Below are 18,619 nucleotides of genomic sequence, written 5' to 3' on the forward strand. Positions count from 1 at the left end.
TAAAACCCCTTTGAAAGTAGTTCTGTTTAATCAGTATTCGAGATAGGTGTTCATAAGGGAGCCTGCCCACTGAATACGTTTGTCATTCGCAACCGCCGCGCCCTCTATAAACTCTGCACGCTTTGCGGTAACCTCTCCCGTATCAACAAGATCGGAGTCATCTCTTCCGAAGCTGTTCTTGGATTCGGTCTCTTCCTCGATATCGTAGTCATCTTCCTCGGCAATAACCACATTTTCCTTAAGCTTTTTGCCCAAAGACTTGGCATACTCGTTCATGAATGCCTGAGAAACATGCTTAAGCACATCGATATAGTTGATGTACGCCGCACTGCCCTTGACCTTACCTGCAATATCATCTGCATTGAAGGGTGCCTTGCAATACTTACGGATAATACCGCACAAGGTCTCAATGAGAAGCTCGGCATAGTCCTTATCCATCTCGTTTTCTTCGCTTATGTGGAGATCCCACGCAAGATCAAGAATACTGATGGGAGCGAGCTCCTTAACCTTTCTCATCTTGCCGTTTCCGGAGGAAGTAACCTCGATGGGTCTTATTATCTTTCTCTTGAACTGGTTGAGTATTCTTGCGTAATTAGTTATTCCACGCTTGTACTCACCGATGTTTTCACTGTACTTGGAAAGGTTTTCGATTTCCTGCTCAATAAGCTTATCGAACTGAGCGGAGTATCTTTCGATAAGACTTTCCTGGTCGGCAAACCAGCACATAGCCCTATTTATCTTGTTATAAGGAATGGTTTTGCCCTTGTAGAATATTACCTCTGCAGGACGGTCAAGCTTAAGATCACAATAAACAAGCTTGGTATTGCTTCCATCGATAAAGTATCCTATCTTGCCATAGCAAAGCGCATACAGGAAAGCTTTTGCAAGGTCAAGACGGCGTTCGATTTCCTTGCCCACATTGATGTACGGCATAACACCGTGCTTATGCCAACGCTTATCAAGGTGAGGTGTCATGGAATAACGCTGAACGCTTTCCATATCGGAAATTCTCTTAGAGTAGTTTTCGTAGTAGAGACCGCCGTGGATTTCATCAAATGCGCCTATCTGATAGGGCTGCAGACAATGAACGGTAGAGTAGAACAGCAGGCTGTAAGGATCAACGCTGTCGCTGTTTACGTATGTAAGAGTGATAGACTGATTTTCGGTATCCTTCGGGAGCTTGGGAGTAAACGCACTGTAAAATCCGCCAACTGCACCGTCGCTGTGTACAGCCGTACCGATAAGACCGGTAATACTGCGGGCAACATCATCGTTGTGTGAGATGTATCTGTAGGAATTGGTTACTCTGGGCTTTTCAACGGTGTTTCCGTCTTCATCCTTGGAGGTAAACATACCGCTGTAAGTATCCTGCGCATCATACACCAGAAGAGGTGCGGCAAGTCTGGAAACACCTGCAAGCTTAGTAGCCACAAACATATCGATTCTGTTCTTAGCCGCTGTGTCACTGCTGTAATTTTCTTCGTCCGATGCATTTTCAGGGTTTACAATGGAGTATTCGTAAAGCATAGCCTGGAATACATTCTTATCAAGACTTCCCTGAACATCGGTGTTTGTCTTGGTAGACTCGGTAACTATATCAGAAACGTTGTTGAAGAAGCTTTCAATGCCTGCTATCTTATCCTTGGTGCTGAGCGCCTTCTTATCGGCAACAGCAGCCTTGGCGCGCAGAGAATCAAACAGTCCGCGGCTTATGAGACTTGCGGTCTCACCGGTTCTGAGATTGATATGCTTGCCTGTCTTTTCATACATACCCCTCTTGACATCTGCGCTTGAGCATATATAAAGAGTGCCCCTGCTGTTGTCGTGCATGTTTTCACATGCGGTAACGGCACCGTTAGCTTTCTTGATAAACTCGTTTATGTTATCAAAGAACAGCTGGTACTCACCTATAAGGCTTACAATTCTCTCATATACCTGAGTGTAGGAGAAATAAAGAAGTGCATCTGCCATCACACGGTCTGCCTTGGTAAGCTCCATGTTAAGCTTTCTGAAATAGTTGGCAACACCTGTCTTGGCGGCTTTCTTGCTTCCCCAGGTCTTTTCAAGCTTCTTCTGAAGAATCTTGGCATTGGGAAGGCTGTTGTCTTCATTGGTGGAAAGTGCAGTCTTGTGTGGCTTGACAATCTGCTTCATGAGGTAGTTGAAATAATCGTCAAGGTCATCTGCAGGGGTATCAACCGTGTTCTTGAGTGCTTCTATCTTATTCTGAAGCTTCTGAGCAAATGAATACAGCAGATATCTGCCCGCAACGGGATGTATCCATTCAACACTGCCGTCACCGTTGTCACGGCACAAAAGGTTCTTTATTATGCCATAATCGCTTGCATCATAGGTATCCCACAGTTGCTTATCGTCGCAAAGAATGTTGTTTGCAAAGGTGATGGACATATCCGCAACGTAAGTAACACACTTCTTGCAGTATGCCTCCAGATTGTCATCAATATCCTTTATCTGCTTGAACACACCACCGTCGCTCTTGTCATCGCTCTTGGCATTCTCTATCTTGGAGATAATAGACGCCTTGGTTCTTTCAAGATCACCTATACGGTGAAGGGTCTTTGCCTGAGTAATTCTGTTATCCTTCTTAACCTCTGCAAGTGCAGTTTCGTCAATAAGGGTAAACAGCTTTTCAACGGCAGAAACACCGTCGCGCTCCACCATCGGAGCAAGGAAGGAAAACTCGCCCTTGGAAATTGCGGCAGGCTTTACAAGCTTGTCGAAGGAGTTGATATAATGCTGTTCTCTTTCTCCGTCCTCAGGAACATACTTGGACATACCCTTAGCGCGTGCACCGGCTTCCTTAGCTTTACAGTAGTTAGCCCATTCTCTGTCAAACGCGGTCCATACGGAATCAAAGCTTTCGGCAATGGAGCGGTTTGCAAAATATCTGACAATGTCTTCGTAGGGATAAACGATTGAGGAAGCACCCGCACTGGCGTATACCGCTCCGGGAGCGATATTATGTGCATTCATTTCGTTGCTTTCATTGGAGGATACTTCACCCGAAATATCAGTGTAAAGGTGGGAATAAGCAATATCCGCCATAGCCTTGTAGTACTCGGGGAGACCGCCCAGCACTCTGGAAAGATAGTTTACTCTGTCGATAAAGTACATGATGTCATAGGGCTTGTCTCCGTATCTGCCTTCTGCATCCTTTTCAAACAGCTTACCTTCGCAGGAGGTACTGATTTCAATGTCAATATCCAGCTTGCCGCCGTAAGCCGCAGTAGTTTCGGAGCCGCAGATAAGGTTGAAGGCGTTAAGCTCTCTTACAACAGCATATGCGTTGGCATAAAGGCTGGGAAGCTGCTGAGGAGTAACATCCCTTTTGAAAATATCGGGGCAGGCAAACAGACCGTGAATGATTACGTTCTGGATGTGATGCTCTCTGAAGAACTTCTTGATATAAAGCGCGGTCTGGATAAATATACCCGAACCGGTACCGCCCGCAATGGACGAAGCAATAAGAACAGTGGGAGGAGCACTTGCCAGCCCGTCATCCGCACCGGGAATAAGAGATTCCTCAAGAATATTTGCAAGCTCGTTATTGCGGTCCTTAAGGAAGTTAGCAAGGCAAAGTCTTGACTTCAAACGGCACTGTGAAGCACCGTTGAACAGCTGGCTGCTGAAAAAGTTACCCTCGTTTGCAGTGTTGGGGCACCATTCGGAAACATCATCGTCCAGATTGTTGAAAAACTGACCTACATTTCCGCTTCCGCTGATGCAAACCTGCTTTACACCCAACATTGAAAGCTCGTCCAGCTCCTTCTGGTCGGTATCGATGGCAATACAGGTTACATCCTTATCAAAGTCTGCACCGCGTTCTTTTATCAGTCTTGCATACAGATCGGAAATTATCTTTCCTCCGCTTCCTCCAAGACCGATAAGATAGTTGTTACTCATAATCGTTCTCCTTAGTATGTATTTCGTTTTTTATTATTTAATTTCCTCTTAATTCTCTTTCCATTCGGTTGGAAAGGAAGAAAATAATTGTCTTTTGCTGGGGTGAATCACTGCTTTCGCACAGGAATGTACCGAAATCCATTTTGAAAATAATTTCAAAATCGTCCTGCTTTATCATGGGTGTTCCGTGAATTTCGGAGTTCGTAAAAAATACCTCCGGATCCTCATCAAGTATTCCGAGTATTTTTCCGCCATCCAGGATTCCCGTGTTATACATAAATCCGCCCTTGGTCTTCCAGTGAGGCAAGGACACAAATTCAAACATGCTGTCCCCTCTCTGGGTCTCAAAAGAAGCTTTATTGGTGCTGTCCAAAAGCGAAAGCGTCTTTTTCTGATGTGCAAAGGGCAAAAGGAATTTACTTCTGAAAAACATTCCAAAGCGTCCCTTATTTGCCTTTTTGCGTTCAACCGTGCTGACACACCAGCCTCGTCCCATGGGGTCAGGGTCAAAGGTTACACGGTAAAAAGTTCCGGAGGGGAACCTCATACGTGTCATAAAGCAGAAAATCACCCAGGCTATAAACGCGATTACCGCAAGCACAATAAGGAATACCGTGAAATAAAACGGGTCTGTATCTATATGAAAGTCCGCGGTCGCGCTTGCATTAGCCACCGTGAGAGTAAGCTGAACATCGCCGTCTGTCACCTTATAAAGACTTCGCCAATTCCACAAAACGGGAGATATTAATTTCCAGCCGTTATATGTGGGTTGGCAGGAAAGATACGCCGTTCCGTCATCTTTCGGTACGGCTACGGCATTTATGCTTACACTGTCCGAGTTGCTGCTGAGCACAATATCATACGGCTTAAGACCCTCCAGCTCCGGAGCGTTCAACACACGGTCATTTCGGGAAATTTCAAATTCAATACCCTCTTTGTTTTTAAGAAGCTTTACATCAATAAAAGTTATGCCGTCCTTAAGCACCTTTATGTCGTATACAGGTGCAAGCACCTCTACCGACGCGGATGCCGAAATGTCCGTTCCGTCAATATACCCCTTAACGGTATGTTTCTTTCCCGCAACCTCGGTAAATGCCAGACCATTATTGTTGTTTTCGTCGTATACAGGAATAAAGGATTTACCCACCGGGGTCTTATCCGAGCCGTACTCTGTTATAAATTCACCGGGAAGCTTACCTGTATCACACATCAGCCTGTCATATACGGCGCTGTCCCATTTTGCAAGAGAAGTAAATTTTCCGTCTCCCTCATAGTCCGCAAGAATTGTGAAAGCAATCTTTTTGGTATTACTCTTTACGGTGTCAAGAGTAAAGGGGGCGTCAATTTCATTAACTACACTTATTTTATAGGTAATATTTCCCACTGTAACCGATGCTGAATTGCTGATACCCTGCTTATCTGCACTCGCCTTTACGGTATAGGTTCTGCCCACAAGATCGCCCAGCGGGATTTTATCGTTCTTTTCATCATAGAACGGTGTGAATGATATACCGACCGCTTTGCCGTCGGCATCATATTCTGTTTGTGTTTTTCCGCAAAGCCCGTCGGAATTTATCTTAATTCCGTCGTATATTGCACTGTCCCAATCGGCAAGCGGCTTGAATTCTCCCCCGCCCTCATAGTCGGCAAGCACGGTAAAAACTATTCTTTGGGTATTTGCCTTCAGAGCCTCCGGCGAAAGCGACTCTGTTATTTCATTTTTCACATCAAGTCGGTACGCCACACTGCTGACCGAAAGCTCAATTTCAGCCGAAAGACCGAATTTTTCCGATTTGGCAGTTATCTTATGCTGTGTATCGGCAAGAGAAATCAGCTGTATTTTTTTATCCTTTTGGTCATCGTAAAAGGGTGTAAAGGAAACGCCGGACGGCTCACCGTCGTCGTATTCCGTTTGGATTTTACCGGGCAGCTTGCCGGTATACACCTCAAGCTCCTTATATGCATCACGGTCTTTTTCCGAAAGCTTTTCAAACTTTCCGTCACCGTCATAATCCGCAGTCATCACAAAGGTAATCTTTTCGGTATTGGTCTTAAGAGTGTTGAGCGTAAGAGAGGAAGCAATTCCGTTTTGCACTTCCAGCTTATACTCAGGCTTATTGACGGTAAATTCCAGTTTTTCGGATGTCACCGTATTGCCGTCTATTTTGGCGTGGGCATAAACCTTATGCCCGGTTGAGAAAAACTCGTCCTTTTCTCCACCCTTGTACACGGGAACAAAGCTTATTTCTGCTCCGTCTTTTTTGTCATCTCCCGAAAAACCGCCCTTTTCAAGCTTGAAGTCTGTAACAGAGTTTTTCAGGTCATATTCGTCAAGTGCGGTATATTTTCCGTCACCGTCATAATCGGCAACAAGAGTAAATGTGATTTTTGATGTATTGTTTTCCAGAAGTTCGGTGCTGAGCTTTTTGCCGTCCAATCCGTTTTGCGTATTGAATTTGTACTCGGGCTGTATTATCTTTACCTTTACCTGCATCAAAGTTGTATCAGCAAAGCTGTCGTGCAACGATACGGTAAAATTCGTCGGAAGGGATGAAAACTTAATTTTTTTGTCCCTTGGCAAAAGGGTGTACACAATACTGTTTCCCTTGACCGATGCACAATCGGAGCACTTACCCGACTTCAAGCCGTCATAACCCGCAACTCGTATCTCTGTGTCCTTCATTATTCCGCCGTCAACCGACATAAGCGGAAATTCAACGGATATTTTGCCCGACATGAGCTTTTGGAAATCAGGCTTTGTAATTGTGATTTCTGATTTGAAATTCTTCGAGGTATCAACAATCGGCTTTACGGAAAGCTTGCCGAATTCTTCTTTCAGAACAAACGGCTGATAATTTTTCAGAACCGCTTTTATTCTGAGTTCTTTTTCCGCATACTCCTCCGACATGGTAATACGGTATGCGTTCTTTTTACCCTGAATTTTTTTGGTGACCTCGGCATCGTTTATATAAAGCTGATAATCGGGAGAAAGTACATCTGAGGGAACCTCATCCCCCAGCGTTCCGTCCGGATTAAGCTCATAAAGTCCGCATTTTACGGTTACCGACTCGCCTATGCGCAAAAGGTCCTTGATTTCGGAAAAATCTCTGGGCTCTTCACTGTCGCCGGGGTAATATTTACAGCCTACCCGTACAGCCGGCTCCGCAAGTACAACAATATCGTTTTTGCTCAGATTGTACTGTGAAATATCAATCTCGTATTTTCCCTTGGCAACAAAAGAGCTTTGGTCTGTTATGAGAGTTACAAAGCCATGTGGCAGAGTTTTCGGAATCTTTTCATTATACTGTGTTTTATTGGGATTTTTTACTATTTTTCCGGGGCAGTTGACGTAGTAAGTATCCGCCTCATAAAAAGCATCCTTGCCGTCTTTCTGTATCGGGATGGTAACATTTTCAAAAACAGTGTCGTTTTTCTGTATAAACAAAGTAACGCTGAGTGCAGGATACTTAAGTTCAAACGAAAGCTTACCGCCCGACACCGTGCAGGAATCGGTTATATCGGTACGTCCCATTATATCGGCGGAAACTTCTTTGAGACGGCTGACAATTTCTTCGCCCGTTGTCGCATAATAGCATTCAACACCGGATATCGTCTGCTTGGATGCCATGGAAAAGTAAATAGCTTCAAAATCCGCATTGCCAAGCTTCATTTTCACATCGGAAGCTGCCTGCGGAAGTGAGCTTGAGAACTCTCCGCGATCCAGCTCGCCGTCCGCCATTGCGACCAGGTAATACTTGGCACCGTCGCCGCATCTTTCGTATTCTTTTTCCAGCTGTGCCGCTCCCACTGCCAGTTTATCGGGAGTAGAGCCGCCAAACATGGTATTGGAAAAATCATTTATAATTTTTTGTTTGTCCGTCTTTCCTAATTTTGCAAATTCCATTCTGACAGTTTCGCGAGGATCATTGAGATACGTGATATATAAAACATCGCCGTCGCCCATCATTGCAGTAAATGCCTGCATTGCATAGCTGGTATATGCCCATCTGTCGGTTTCCTCGTACATACTTCCCGAATCGTCAAAAACAATGGAAACCACTCGCGGTATATGTCTGGGGCTTGCGGATTCTTCCGCAGCCGAAACAGCCGTATACAGCAATAAAGCAAAAAGCAGTACCGTAAAAAGCGTACATATTTTTTTCATCAAGTAATCCTGCCTTAAATAACAAAAAATTTATATTTATGTATACCTATCCATTAAACAACATAATAATACAATTATATTGTAGCATTTTTATCGAATTTTGTCAATAGTATATTGTAAAAACAAACAACCGTTAAATTCACGGCAATATTTTTGCGCGTCATCTTTACTTTTTAAGCATATTATGATATAATGATAAATACAATCACAATGTATTCAGTCTTAACGGAGAGATTATAATGAGATACGGTGTATTCGACAGCGGTCTTGGCGGTATGACGGTGCTCACGAAGCTCATGGAAATAATGCCGCACAACGACTACATATACTTCGGTGACGTGGCGCGCGTGCCATATGGCACCCGTTCCAACGACACGATAATAAAATATGCAAAGGAAGACGCAGCTTTTCTTATAAAAAACAGAATTGATGCTATTATCATAGCCTGCGGTACCGTAAGTGCCGTAGCTCATGACACATTGCGTAATTGCTGCAATGTGCCTGTGTACAGCGTTATTGATTTTGCGGTCAAAGCTGCTGCCAAAAAAACAAAAAACAAAAAAATCGGTGTTATCGGAACTCAGGCAACCGTAAACAGCGGAGTTTTCACCCGCAAGCTTTATGAAGCGGACGGCTCTCTTTTGGTCGACAGCGTCGCTTGCCCTCTGCTTGTTCCGCTGATTGAAAACGGAATACAGTATGACGACAGCATTGCAGAAATGGTGGCGGCAAGATATCTGGACCCCCTCATGAAGCAAGGCGTGGATACAATTATAATGGGCTGTACGCACTACCCCATTTATACCGAAACCTTCAAAAAGATTTACCCCGATGCCCTGTACATAAACCCCGGGCTTGAAACTGCTGTTCAGCTTTCACAAAAAAGCCCGCGCACCGATACAAATGGCAAAACCGACATTTACGTAAGCGAAATAAGCCAGGCGTTCTACGAAACAGCAGATATTATGGGATTCAGGGTTTCAAAGGACGAAATAAAAATCGTGGATGTAAGCGGATATGCACTATAATTTTTGCTGGCACGGAAAATCCGTGCCAGCCTTTGCGTTTAATATAAAAAACATTGCAAAAACTCAACCCTCTCTTGACAACCGAATGCAATGGGTTTATAATTGACTGGAATAAATCACAAGAAAGGTTTTTTTCTTATGAATCCCACAAAAATTATAGGAAATATTGTCACTCCCCTACGTGTCATACACGAGGGTGAGGTAAGCTTTGAAAACGGAATAATAACCTATGTAGGTAAGGCAAGAACAGACAACGCCTCGTATAATATCATCGACTGCCGCGGACTTTATGTAACTCCCGGTTTTGTAGACGTACACCTGCACGGCGGCGGGGGTGCGGATTTTCTGGACGGCGACACCGACGCATTCCTGATTCCCGCAAAAGCCCACGCCCGGCACGGAACCACCACTCTTCTCCCCACAACCTCTGCGGGAACGGATGATGACCTGTTCCTCTTTTTTGACAACTACAAAAAATGTCTTCCTCTGAACAGCGAGGGGGCATGTATGCCGGGGGTTCATCTGGAAGGGCCGTACTTCTCGGTAGAGCAGCGCGGGGCACAGCCATTACAGTTTCTCAAGAACCCAACTCCCGAGCACTACATAAAAATCCTGGACTACTGCGATAAAATAATCCGAGTTGACTGTGCCTGTGAGCTTGAGGGTGCTATGGAGCTGGGCGATGAGCTGTACAAGCGCGGTATTGTAGCTTCCATCGCACACACCGACGCGATTTATGAACAGACTCTTGAGGCTTTCGAGCACGGCTACACACATCTTACACATTTTTACAGCGGTATGTCTCAGTTGGTACGCAAAAATTCCTATCGCTTCCCCGGTGTTATCGAGGCAGGATATATACTGGATGACTTTACTGTTGAAATAATTGCCGACGGATGCCACCTTCCGCCGTCGCTTCTGCGCTACATTTACAAAGCAAAGGGTGCGGACAAGGTATGTCTTACAACCGACTCCTCCAGAGGCGAAATGCCCGGCAAGGGAAATCTCACAATACTGGGAAGTCTTAAAAACGGAAGCGAATGTATTATCGAGGACGGTGTTGCCAAGGTGCCCGACCGTTCCTGTTTTGCAGGCAGTATCGCCACCACCGACAGGCTGGTACGCAACATGCTTCAGCACGCCGACTGCGGAATTTGCGATGCAGTAAAAATGATGACCCGCACCCCTGCCGTCACCCACAACCTCAAGGGCAAGGGTATACTGGTTACCGGCTTTGATGCAGACATAACAGTCTTTGACGAAAATGTTGATATTAAATACACCATAGTAGGCGGAAACACCGTTTACAGAAAGTAAACTCGAAAGGATAACACCATGCTTAAAGAATTTTTCAAGGACAATCTCAAAGTAAAGATTTTTGCAACCCGCGCCGAGATGGGCGCAGATGCCGCGACCGATGCAAAATCGGCTATAAAAAAGCTTCTTTCCGAAAAGGATGAAATACGCATGATTTTCGCTGCCGCTCCCAGTCAGAACGATTTTCTCGCTTCTTTGGTGAACGACAAGAGCATTGATTTTACAAGAATCAACGCATTCCACATGGATGAATACATCGGTCTTGACAAGGATGCGCCCCAGGGTTTCGGCAATTTTCTGCGCGACAGACTTTTCTCCCTCGCCCCTTTCAAGTCCGTAACCTACCTCAACGGTCAGTGTGATGACCCCGAGGCAGAATGCAAGCGCTACTCCGAGCTTCTCAACGCCGCTCCTATTGACATCGTGTGCATGGGTATAGGTGAAAACGGTCACATTGCATTTAACGACCCTCCTGTTGCCGATTTCAACGACCCATTCTCTGTAAAGGTTGTTGAACTGGATCAGGTGTGCCGCAATCAGCAGGTAAACGACGGATGCTTCGCTTCCATCGACCTTGTTCCCACGCATGCACTCAGTCTTACCATCCCCCGTCTTATCAACACGGACAACATTTTCTGCATCGTTCCCGCACCTACCAAGGCAAACGCGGTAAAATCAACTCTCACCGGAGAAATCGTCACCGCCTGCCCCGCATCAATCCTGCGCACCCACAAAAACGCAACACTCTATCTCGATGCAGACAGCGCAAGATACGTGCTTTGACCTTATTATATCAACATAAAAAACCACTTGACAGAGGTCAAGTGGTTTTTTTATATTTTTTGCTTTACTGCGGATATTCCCTGTTCAATATTTCCGCAAGCTTATCAAGGAAAGCTTCTTCGCCTATGGTGTTGATTTTGAAAAACACTGCCTGACTTCCGCCCGAGGTCACGGCGCACAGATTAACAGGACCGTTTCCGCTTTGGAACAGCGTAATACTCATGCTCACCCGATTGCCGCCCATATAGCTGTAACGCTCAAAAACTCTCACACTGCATTTTGCGCCGTTTTCGCTGAAATCGCTCATCTCCTCCAGCGTTACGGACATACTGCTTTCTTGTATCCCTTGTACCACAGTGTTGAGAATACTGTAAAAATCCCCGTTTATCTTTCTGACAATTTTCGCCATATTAATCCCCTTTGTGTCATTTTCATTCTTTGCTACATAGACTATATCAGGAACTAAAAAGTTCCAATAATGAAAGGGGTTTTATTTTTGGATAACACCAGAATGCTTCAAAGAAACGGACGTCTGACAAATTTATCCGCTTACAGCACTCTGCCTCACTTCAATCGTTCTGAACGCTCCGGCGGTTGCGGATGCGATGGCGATATGCAGCATCACACCCATCATCATGCGCACGGCACAACCTGCGAATGTAACCGCAAGGATAATTGCAACGAATGCGGCTACACCCCCGCACAGTCATGCGGATGCACAAGAGAAGTACCTCTCGCCATTTCCTCTATCGGCATACAGAAATGGTGTGACATATACGATTTCGAGCAGGGATTCAGATCCGGCACCATCTTCAAACAACTGGATCTCCCCTTCTGCGGATGCAAAGGAGGACATTTATAATGTGCGAACGCGATATTTTACAGCGAAAAATTGACATAATCAGCTTTTGCATGGATGATACCCGCTTATTTCTCGACACTCATCCCTGTGACCGCGAAGCAATGTGCCACTACGAAAAGCTGCACAAAATGCGCTGCGAGCTGATGAATGAGTATGTAGCAAAATTCGGTCCCTTATGCGCATATCAGTATGTCCCTGCCGAAAGCTGGGCATGGACAAATGGTCCTCAGCCCTGGGAAAAAGGAGGTAACAACTAATGTGGACATATGAAAAACGACTCCAATATCCCGTAAAAATTGCCCGTCCCAACCCCAACTTGGCAAACATGATAATCAGCCAGTTAGGTGGAGCGTACTGCAAATGTTTGAGTAGCCTAGCTAATGCCGCCAAAACACGCATTTAAGCCGTTTCACGTCATCTCCGCCTTTTATAATTTCTTTGAAAATTGTCCTTGCCATGTTGTTCTTTTCCATATTACTTACATCAGCATCTTTCAAAACCTCGGTCAATCTGCGAAGCTCTTTTTTGTTTAGCTTGACTTCTTCTTTTGGTTCTTCCTCCTGAGCTTGCTCAAGCATTTCATTCAGCTTATCAATTTCATCTGTAATAGCTTTTTTCTTTGCTTTGTACTCTTCAAGAGTATCTACACCATCTTCATAAGCAAGCTTTACTCGTTCCAAACGAATTTCAAGTCTTTGAATTTGTGCAGATATAATCCTATTGTCATCGTTGATATTTACTTCCCGAGCAGAATTAGGCTCAGCAAATTCCAGTTCAACATTTGGTAGTTCTATTTCGGATAAAATGTTGAGAATGATATTAGCTATTTTTTCTGCTTTTATATATCCAACTCCGTCACATTTTCCTCTGCTTCGCTCTGAACAGCCGAAGTAACCTCCCTGATAAGACAAAACTTTTCCGCATTTCTCACATCTTAATAATCCGGTTAACCAGTGAGATAAATCTTTACGATTAGAATTATAATACTTGCCATACTTTTCTTTTTGCTTAACCAATCTTTCCTGTGTCTTATCCCAGGTTTCCATATCTATAATAGGTTCGTGATGTCCACCGCTGATAATCATATCTTCCAAATTATAGTTTCTTGAGCGTTTACCGTTTGGACTCCAACAGATTTTTCCTATGTACAACATATTATGAAGCCAATAGTCTATGGTTCTGTTCTCAATCTTACAGTTCCGATGTGTTTTTATTCCCATAGCATTCAGTTCTTTTGCAATTGTTAAAAAGCCCTTTTTGTTCAGATAGTCATTAAAAACTTTACGTATAATCTCTGCTTCTTCAGGAACAATCACATATTCACCATTTTCAACCTTATAGCCAAATCCGGGAATAGAAAGAACACCGCCTCTTTTTGCTTTTTCTGTCATTCCTCGTTTTACTTCTTCAGCGAGGTTGATACTGTAAAATTCGTCCATTGCTTCGATAATAGCTTCTATAAGGATAGATAATTTATCATCACCAATATCTTCGCTAACAGATACAACATCAATATTACGCTCTTTTCTGAGCATAGATTTATAAACGATACTGTCTTCACGATTTCGTGCAAATCGACTGAATTTCCAAACTAATATAACGTCAAACGGTTTCGGATTACATTTTGCCAAACCTATCATCTCATTAAATGCAGGTCTGTTTTTTGTTTTTCTTCCGCTGATGCCTTCATCTACAAATATAAATTCTTCAGGCAATAAAATTTGATTTTTTTCCGCATAGAGTTTTATTTTTTCCAACTGACTGTCAGGACTGTACTCAAGCTGATCATCAGTAGAAACTCGTATGTAAGCTGCCGCTACTTTCATTTTGTTTAACCTCCTTCCATGAAAAACGGCAACTATTTATTCTATACGATTATTGTATCAATGCCGCTTTTTGAAATCAAATTTTTTTGCTTTGAATTTTAATTTTTTGGTTATGGTATTCGCTCAATGCTCGTGCCTCCATATCTTTTTTCCATTGTTCCATTTCATCTTTATTTAAGCTTGAGAGCATTACATCCTGCTCATCATCACTTGCTACGAAGAGTTCAACCACAAACTCATTCATTACTACCACCTCTCATAATTTTATGTTTCAATTTCAACTTAAATAACAATGTACTTTCTGCTTTTGCGCATAAAAAAACGACCGGCATAACCGATCGTTAAAAGCAAAAGCGACTAACTTTCGTCAGCCGCCGTTTGCATATACTATTTACATTTATGCTTATTCTTCGCATTGTCTACCAAGTATTGCAGAATAATATAATTTAGCCAAACTTTTTGCACGAGTTACTAATTTAGATTCATTCCAATCATCATGCGCTTCAATAAACTTATGCATCCATTCATACGATGATTTTTTATAAATCTCAATTTTATTCTTATAATTCAAATTATCTGCTTCTTTATTCAATCTTTCCTCTAGTACAATCAGATTCCCTATATTAAGCGTGGTGTCTCCAAGTGACTCACTTAATACATGCTCAATGCTAGATTCGTCATCAAATGTTTCAGCATTTGAATAATATGAATTGATCTTGTTCAAGGTATATTTTGTCTTGACATTTGAAGGATTTTCTTTTTTTGAAAATGTAAGCTTCACAAAATTATCTTCAAACTCTTGGTAACTCGGATACAGATTATCAATTTCACTCATTAAGTTAGCAACAATACTTCTAACCTGTGCTTTATCTGCACATCTACGCAAACTGATCGCAAAATTAGAATACAGCGATTCTAATTTATTTGTTGGTAATACAGCTATTGCATTATAGGCAAAATGAAAATTTTCAAGTTTTACAACGATTTCTTTTAACTCTTTTAAAGTTAATAGGTTCTTTTCTTTTATTTCAAACAAAGCCAATAATGCTACTCTTACTTGTATTATACCAAAATAGTTTGTTAAAACATTTAAACTCTGAACTAATCCAAAATATTCTTTTCTATTGCCATAATCATCACGTACGGGATGAATGATTTTAATATAATTCTTTACATCATATTCCAATTCATTCAAAAATGTTAAAAATCTTTCTTTGTTTTTAGGAGTGATCATTGAATTAAAGCTACTGTACAATTTTTTATCAGAAACTTTTTTGTATTTTGATATCCAAAAATGCCTATAAAATGTAGCTAAACCAACACTCTCTTGACAAGAATTCAAAATTGATTTTAGATTCTTCCATTTTTCTTGCGCAATGTCTGCAGGCTCAATATCATCAAGAACTTCAAAGATTTTATTTTTTATTAAATCAATATCCGTTAGTCTTTTTCCTTTTGCATTAAGTATTTCAAAAATTAAATTTGCTTGTTTCTTATCAAAGGTAGATATTGATACAAAAATCGTATTTAAAATTTGATCTCGAATACCTTTTAATATTTCGATATATGGAATTTCATCAACCTCTTTATCTCCAAAATTGTTTTTAAGAAATTTTCTAATTTTTATTTCATCAAGGTTGTCAAAAAAGTAATTATAAGCATCTTTAATACATTCCTCTTCTTCAGATGATGGTTCTTGTTTAATCTGCTTGCTTCTGTCCTGTATAAAAAACGAAAAGAACGGGTAGTGACTATTGCTTTGTAAAATTCTAACCTCTTCACCATCATCATCCGTTGTCATGATATATTTAAAAATCTGTTCGCTAAGTACACTTTCTCCTAATTTTATGAATGTATCAGATAAAGCGGAAAACAAAATTGTGATAGAGGTCAATCTCTGTTGACCATCAACTACTTCTATTTTTGAAGCATTACTTTCTGAATAATCTCCAACAAAAAGCATAGTGCCTAAAAAATACTGATCAATGATGACCTTCCCATTTTTTATTGTTAAACAATTAAGTATATCCTCGAAAAATTCTTTATAATTATTCTTTTCCCAAGAATATGCCCTTTGAAACCTAGGGATTATAAACTGTTTTCCAGATAAAAGTAATTCTTTTATAGTCTTATCATATGTTTTTATATTCATATACCGAATCTCCTTGCTATTAGTAGGTCGAAAAATCATATATAAAATATCCTTTCTTTTTTATATAGTTTATCGATCCTTAAAATAAAATATTCTTTTCACTTGATTTTTGGTAACCAGCAAATACAGTTAACTGCTTGATTGCAGATAGTATTTTCTGCATCTCATACAGTCTCCAACAAATCTTCAATCTTGCACCCAAGTGTTTTTGAAAGTGCAAGAAGAGTGGTTGTTGCTGCTTTATTTATATCCTTTGCTTTTAGTTCGTACTGTTGCAATGTTCTTAAGTTTACTCCTGATTTCTCGGCAAGTTCTCTTTGAGAATATCCGATATTTTTACGAAGTTCCTGCAACTTTGTTGTTGTGGTTTTTCTCTCAATTATTGAATTTACAACATCAACAAACTTTTCTTCTGATGCTTCGTGAAGTGTTGGATAGAGTTTTTCGATTTCTTTCGCGGATACATTCTGAAATATATCTTTAAATGTTCTGCCCGTATCCCATTGATAATAAGCTACAATCCAACCGCACCAATACTCAGGAGAACAATCATATTCTGTCTGTACTTCCGGGAGGTCTTGCTCAATACCTGCCTTTATAATAATTTCATGAACAAGCTCTGTCCCTGACAATCCTGAAACAATTTTTGGTACACCATTTCCAAACTGTGTAGCAAATCCGGTTGCAACAAATAAATCAAAGAATTTTTCCAAGCTCATCTTACAAGCATTGACCGCATAATCTGCAGCTTCACCAAGATTTCGCATTGCATCGTCTAAATATTGTTCATCATAAGCGTGCATCATCAGGGGTTACCTCCTCACGAATAATATCTCTCATAAACAATCCATTTAAATCTTCTTTTTCAAGTTCAGCATTAAATGCTTCTCTTGCTTCATCATCTCTTGCCTTGCGCTTTGCATAGTAAATTGTATTGTCGCAAACTTCATACGACACAAATTTAATCTCATCGAATGCTTTTTTGCTTTTCAAAACAACCTGTTCTCCAAGCTTACCAAGACGCATAGTGTAAGATAACTGATTGAGTGAAATTTCGTTATTAACAAAAGCTCTTGCAAATGAGAAATACGAGTCATCAGCACGATAGCCGATAATTGCATCATAGCCTTCTGTGTCGGGCATGAAATGATCGATAAGCCATTCACGACCACGTTTCATAACCGGAGTAGATAAACGAACCTTTCTGTTCTTCATCAAAATCGCAAGCCAATGTAAAATGGTATATTCGCCTGAGGAAAGATTTAAAACCTTAAGGCTAGACAAATCTATCTCGTATTTATTTACAAAGCCGTCAACATCTTCGGTACAAGCCCATTCTTTTGCAAGCTCAATGTGCTCTGTGCAATAAAATCCTCTGCCGTAATCGTTATAGGTTTTACCCTTGCCGAACTGAGGTTTTTCAATGATTTCAGGCGAGCCATGATATATTGTCAACGTACTCATTGTTGCACCTCCATACTTCTGTAGAGTTATACATTTACATTATACTCCCACAGAAGTATTTTGTCAAGACCTCTGTGGGAGTTTGTGAAAAAACATTTATTATTCTAAATCGTAAAGTATATCTTCCAAGTCTGAGATAGCTTCCTCAACGAAGTCTGCTCGCAGTTTTTCATTGTCAACAATGCAACGATACTCTTCCGGCAAACGAATTCCTGAAGTTTTTATAATTATATGTAACAAAGAAAATGCGTCTTGTGTCATTTCGTTCTCAATCATAAATTCAAGAGAACTATAAAGATTTCTTACCTCCTCCACCGAAACTTTTTTGCATAGTTTGTCAACCATAGGAGAGATTATTGCTCCTGATACTGCATTAATTATATGTGCGTTCATAATAGCACTCCTTTCTTGAAATTATATATGTAAAATTCGTACTGTTATTTTTGTGTTGAGTACGGTGATGTACATAAGTGGTCATTACTGATATGACTCGAAATCCATCCGTGTCTGTGGTAGTCTTACCACTCAAAACCCTTTATTTTACGGGCTTTTTTCAAAATTTAATATTTTAGTTTTTAGCAGTTTCCAAAGAAAGTTTCCAAAAACTTTCGGGTTTTGAACTGTTGAAATAGATTGGGAGAGGTATCGAAGCGGTCATAACGGGGCTGACTCGAAATCAGTTTGAGAGCAATCTCACGCGGGTTCGAATCCCGCCCTCTCCGCCATTTTACGAGGTTTTTGCAAAAGCAAGAGCCTCGTTTTTCTTTTGGAAACTCGGGAAAAACCTTTGGAAACAGCCCTTACACTGCTTAAAAGTGTACCACTCCGGCTAGCGCTTCTAAAGATGCCTTTTTTGAACTTGAATCAAGATGAGCATATGTATTTGCTGTTGTAGAAAAATCGCTGTGTCCGAGCCAGAACTGGATATCCTTCAGCGGTACTCCTCTGCTGAGAAGCAGCGAAGCACTCGTGTGTCGAAGGTCATGAAATCTTATCCGTCGCATTCCGTGTCGTTTTAGTAGTCTTGGGAAAGACTCAGTTATGTAGTCTGGCTTTATTAAATTTCCAAGCTCATCTACCATAACATAGCCGATCCAC

General features: G+C 41.6%; 15 protein-coding genes and 1 tRNA gene. 7 read left to right on the top strand and 9 right to left on the bottom strand.

Annotated elements, in window-relative coordinates:
* Positions 1–30 precede the first annotated feature (30 nt).
* Together E7588_04340 and E7588_04345 are read right to left on the bottom strand one after the other, a co-directional pair.
* Entirely contained in the window at positions 31–3,924 is a 3,894-nt protein-coding gene (locus E7588_04340) for a hypothetical protein (protein ID MBE6688495.1), read from the bottom strand.
* A 37-nt stretch (positions 3,925–3,961) separates the two neighbouring features.
* A complete protein-coding gene (locus tag E7588_04345; GenBank protein MBE6688496.1) occupies positions 3,962–8,089 on the bottom strand; it encodes a hypothetical protein in 4,128 nt (1,375 codons plus the stop codon).
* 239 nt (positions 8,090–8,328) lie between these two features.
* Between E7588_04345 and murI the strand changes: the two genes are divergently transcribed.
* The 3 genes from murI to E7588_04360 all read left to right on the top strand — a co-directional run bounded on the left by murI (position 8,329) and on the right by E7588_04360 (position 11,217).
* Positions 8,329–9,117 carry a glutamate racemase gene (gene murI / locus E7588_04350; protein MBE6688497.1) on the top strand — a complete coding sequence of 263 codons (789 nt, stop codon included), beginning with the start codon at positions 8,329–8,331 and terminating at the stop codon, positions 9,115–9,117.
* Between the two features lie 138 nt (positions 9,118–9,255).
* On the top strand, positions 9,256–10,434 hold the full coding sequence (gene nagA / locus E7588_04355; GenBank protein ID MBE6688498.1) for an N-acetylglucosamine-6-phosphate deacetylase: 1,179 nt from the start codon (positions 9,256–9,258) through the stop codon (positions 10,432–10,434).
* An 18-nt stretch (positions 10,435–10,452) separates the two neighbouring features.
* Positions 10,453–11,217, top strand: coding sequence for a glucosamine-6-phosphate deaminase (locus E7588_04360; protein ID MBE6688499.1), 765 nt, complete (start codon positions 10,453–10,455; stop codon positions 11,215–11,217).
* A gap of 64 nt (positions 11,218–11,281) precedes the next feature.
* Here E7588_04360 and E7588_04365 read toward each other — a convergent pair whose 3' ends face one another.
* Positions 11,282–11,626, bottom strand: coding sequence for a hypothetical protein (locus E7588_04365; GenBank protein ID MBE6688500.1), 345 nt, complete (start codon positions 11,624–11,626; stop codon positions 11,282–11,284).
* A 69-nt stretch (positions 11,627–11,695) separates the two neighbouring features.
* On the opposite strand from E7588_04365, the gene E7588_04370 reads away from it, so the two are divergent.
* Genes E7588_04370 through E7588_04380 form a run of 3 tightly spaced genes read left to right on the top strand, consistent with a single transcriptional unit; the run spans position 11,696 to position 12,482 of the window.
* A complete protein-coding gene (locus E7588_04370) occupies positions 11,696–12,079 on the top strand; it encodes a spore coat associated protein CotJA (GenBank protein ID MBE6688501.1) in 384 nt (127 codons plus the stop codon).
* Positions 12,058–12,336, top strand: a complete 279-nt coding sequence (locus E7588_04375; GenBank protein ID MBE6688502.1) for a spore coat protein CotJB — start codon at positions 12,058–12,060, stop codon at positions 12,334–12,336. Before E7588_04370 ends, E7588_04375 begins: the two co-directional genes overlap by 22 nt.
* Entirely contained in the window at positions 12,336–12,482 is a 147-nt protein-coding gene (locus tag E7588_04380) for a hypothetical protein (GenBank protein ID MBE6688503.1), read from the top strand. Before E7588_04375 ends, E7588_04380 begins: the two co-directional genes overlap by 1 nt.
* On the opposite strand, the gene E7588_04385 is transcribed toward E7588_04380, so the two are convergent.
* The 5 genes from E7588_04385 to E7588_04405 form a co-directional block, all read right to left on the bottom strand.
* On the bottom strand, positions 12,457–13,905 hold the full coding sequence (locus E7588_04385; protein ID MBE6688504.1) for a recombinase family protein: 1,449 nt from the start codon (positions 13,903–13,905) through the stop codon (positions 12,457–12,459). The two genes, E7588_04380 and E7588_04385, sit on opposite strands and share 26 nt — an antisense overlap.
* Before the next feature lie 403 nt (positions 13,906–14,308).
* Positions 14,309–16,096, bottom strand: a complete 1,788-nt coding sequence (locus E7588_04390) for a DUF262 domain-containing protein (protein MBE6688505.1) — start codon at positions 16,094–16,096, stop codon at positions 14,309–14,311.
* A 125-nt stretch (positions 16,097–16,221) separates the two neighbouring features.
* A complete protein-coding gene (locus E7588_04395; protein MBE6688506.1) occupies positions 16,222–16,863 on the bottom strand; it encodes a helix-turn-helix transcriptional regulator in 642 nt (213 codons plus the stop codon).
* The gene (locus tag E7588_04400; GenBank protein ID MBE6688507.1) at positions 16,847–17,521 is read right to left on the bottom strand and encodes a DUF3990 domain-containing protein; all 675 of its coding nucleotides are present in this window, start codon (positions 17,519–17,521) and stop codon (positions 16,847–16,849) included. The genes E7588_04395 and E7588_04400 overlap by 17 nt, the downstream gene beginning before the upstream one ends.
* A gap of 99 nt (positions 17,522–17,620) precedes the next feature.
* Complete coding sequence (locus E7588_04405; GenBank protein ID MBE6688508.1) at positions 17,621–17,914, bottom strand: hypothetical protein; 294 nt, start codon at positions 17,912–17,914, stop codon at positions 17,621–17,623.
* Between the two features lie 243 nt (positions 17,915–18,157).
* On the opposite strand from E7588_04405, the gene E7588_04410 reads away from it, so the two are divergent.
* Positions 18,158–18,246: transfer RNA gene (locus E7588_04410), tRNA-Ser, on the top strand.
* An 84-nt stretch (positions 18,247–18,330) separates the two neighbouring features.
* Here E7588_04410 and E7588_04415 read toward each other — a convergent pair.
* A partial coding sequence (locus E7588_04415) for a site-specific integrase (GenBank protein ID MBE6688509.1) occupies positions 18,331–18,619 on the bottom strand: 289 nt, incomplete at its 5' end.

It is taken from the genome of Oscillospiraceae bacterium (assembly GCA_015065085.1).
Classification (GTDB): domain Bacteria; phylum Bacillota; class Clostridia; order Oscillospirales; family SIG627; genus SIG627.

Bases quoted from the DNA above. Each gene is read 5' to 3' on its own strand.
- E7588_04360 (MBE6688499.1), top strand. From the start codon at position 10,453: ATGCTTAAAGAATTTTTCAAGGACAATCTCAAAGTAAAGATTTTTGCA.
- E7588_04400 (MBE6688507.1), bottom strand. From the start codon at position 17,521: ATGAGTACGTTGACAATATATCATGGCTCGCCTGAAATCATTGAAAAA.
- E7588_04380 (MBE6688503.1), top strand. From the start codon at position 12,336: ATGTGGACATATGAAAAACGACTCCAATATCCCGTAAAAATTGCCCGT.
- E7588_04340 (MBE6688495.1), bottom strand. From the start codon at position 3,924: ATGAGTAACAACTATCTTATCGGTCTTGGAGGAAGCGGAGGAAAGATA.
- E7588_04365 (MBE6688500.1), bottom strand. From the start codon at position 11,626: ATGGCGAAAATTGTCAGAAAGATAAACGGGGATTTTTACAGTATTCTC.
- E7588_04370 (MBE6688501.1), top strand. From the start codon at position 11,696: ATGAAAGGGGTTTTATTTTTGGATAACACCAGAATGCTTCAAAGAAAC.
- E7588_04395 (MBE6688506.1), bottom strand. From the start codon at position 16,863: ATGATGCACGCTTATGATGAACAATATTTAGACGATGCAATGCGAAAT.
- E7588_04405 (MBE6688508.1), bottom strand. From the start codon at position 17,914: ATGAACGCACATATAATTAATGCAGTATCAGGAGCAATAATCTCTCCT.
- E7588_04345 (MBE6688496.1), bottom strand. From the start codon at position 8,089: ATGAAAAAAATATGTACGCTTTTTACGGTACTGCTTTTTGCTTTATTG.
- murI (MBE6688497.1), top strand. From the start codon at position 8,329: ATGAGATACGGTGTATTCGACAGCGGTCTTGGCGGTATGACGGTGCTC.
- E7588_04385 (MBE6688504.1), bottom strand. From the start codon at position 13,905: ATGAAAGTAGCGGCAGCTTACATACGAGTTTCTACTGATGATCAGCTT.
- E7588_04375 (MBE6688502.1), top strand. From the start codon at position 12,058: ATGCAAAGGAGGACATTTATAATGTGCGAACGCGATATTTTACAGCGA.
- E7588_04390 (MBE6688505.1), bottom strand. From the start codon at position 16,096: ATGATTTTTCGACCTACTAATAGCAAGGAGATTCGGTATATGAATATA.
- nagA (MBE6688498.1), top strand. From the start codon at position 9,256: ATGAATCCCACAAAAATTATAGGAAATATTGTCACTCCCCTACGTGTC.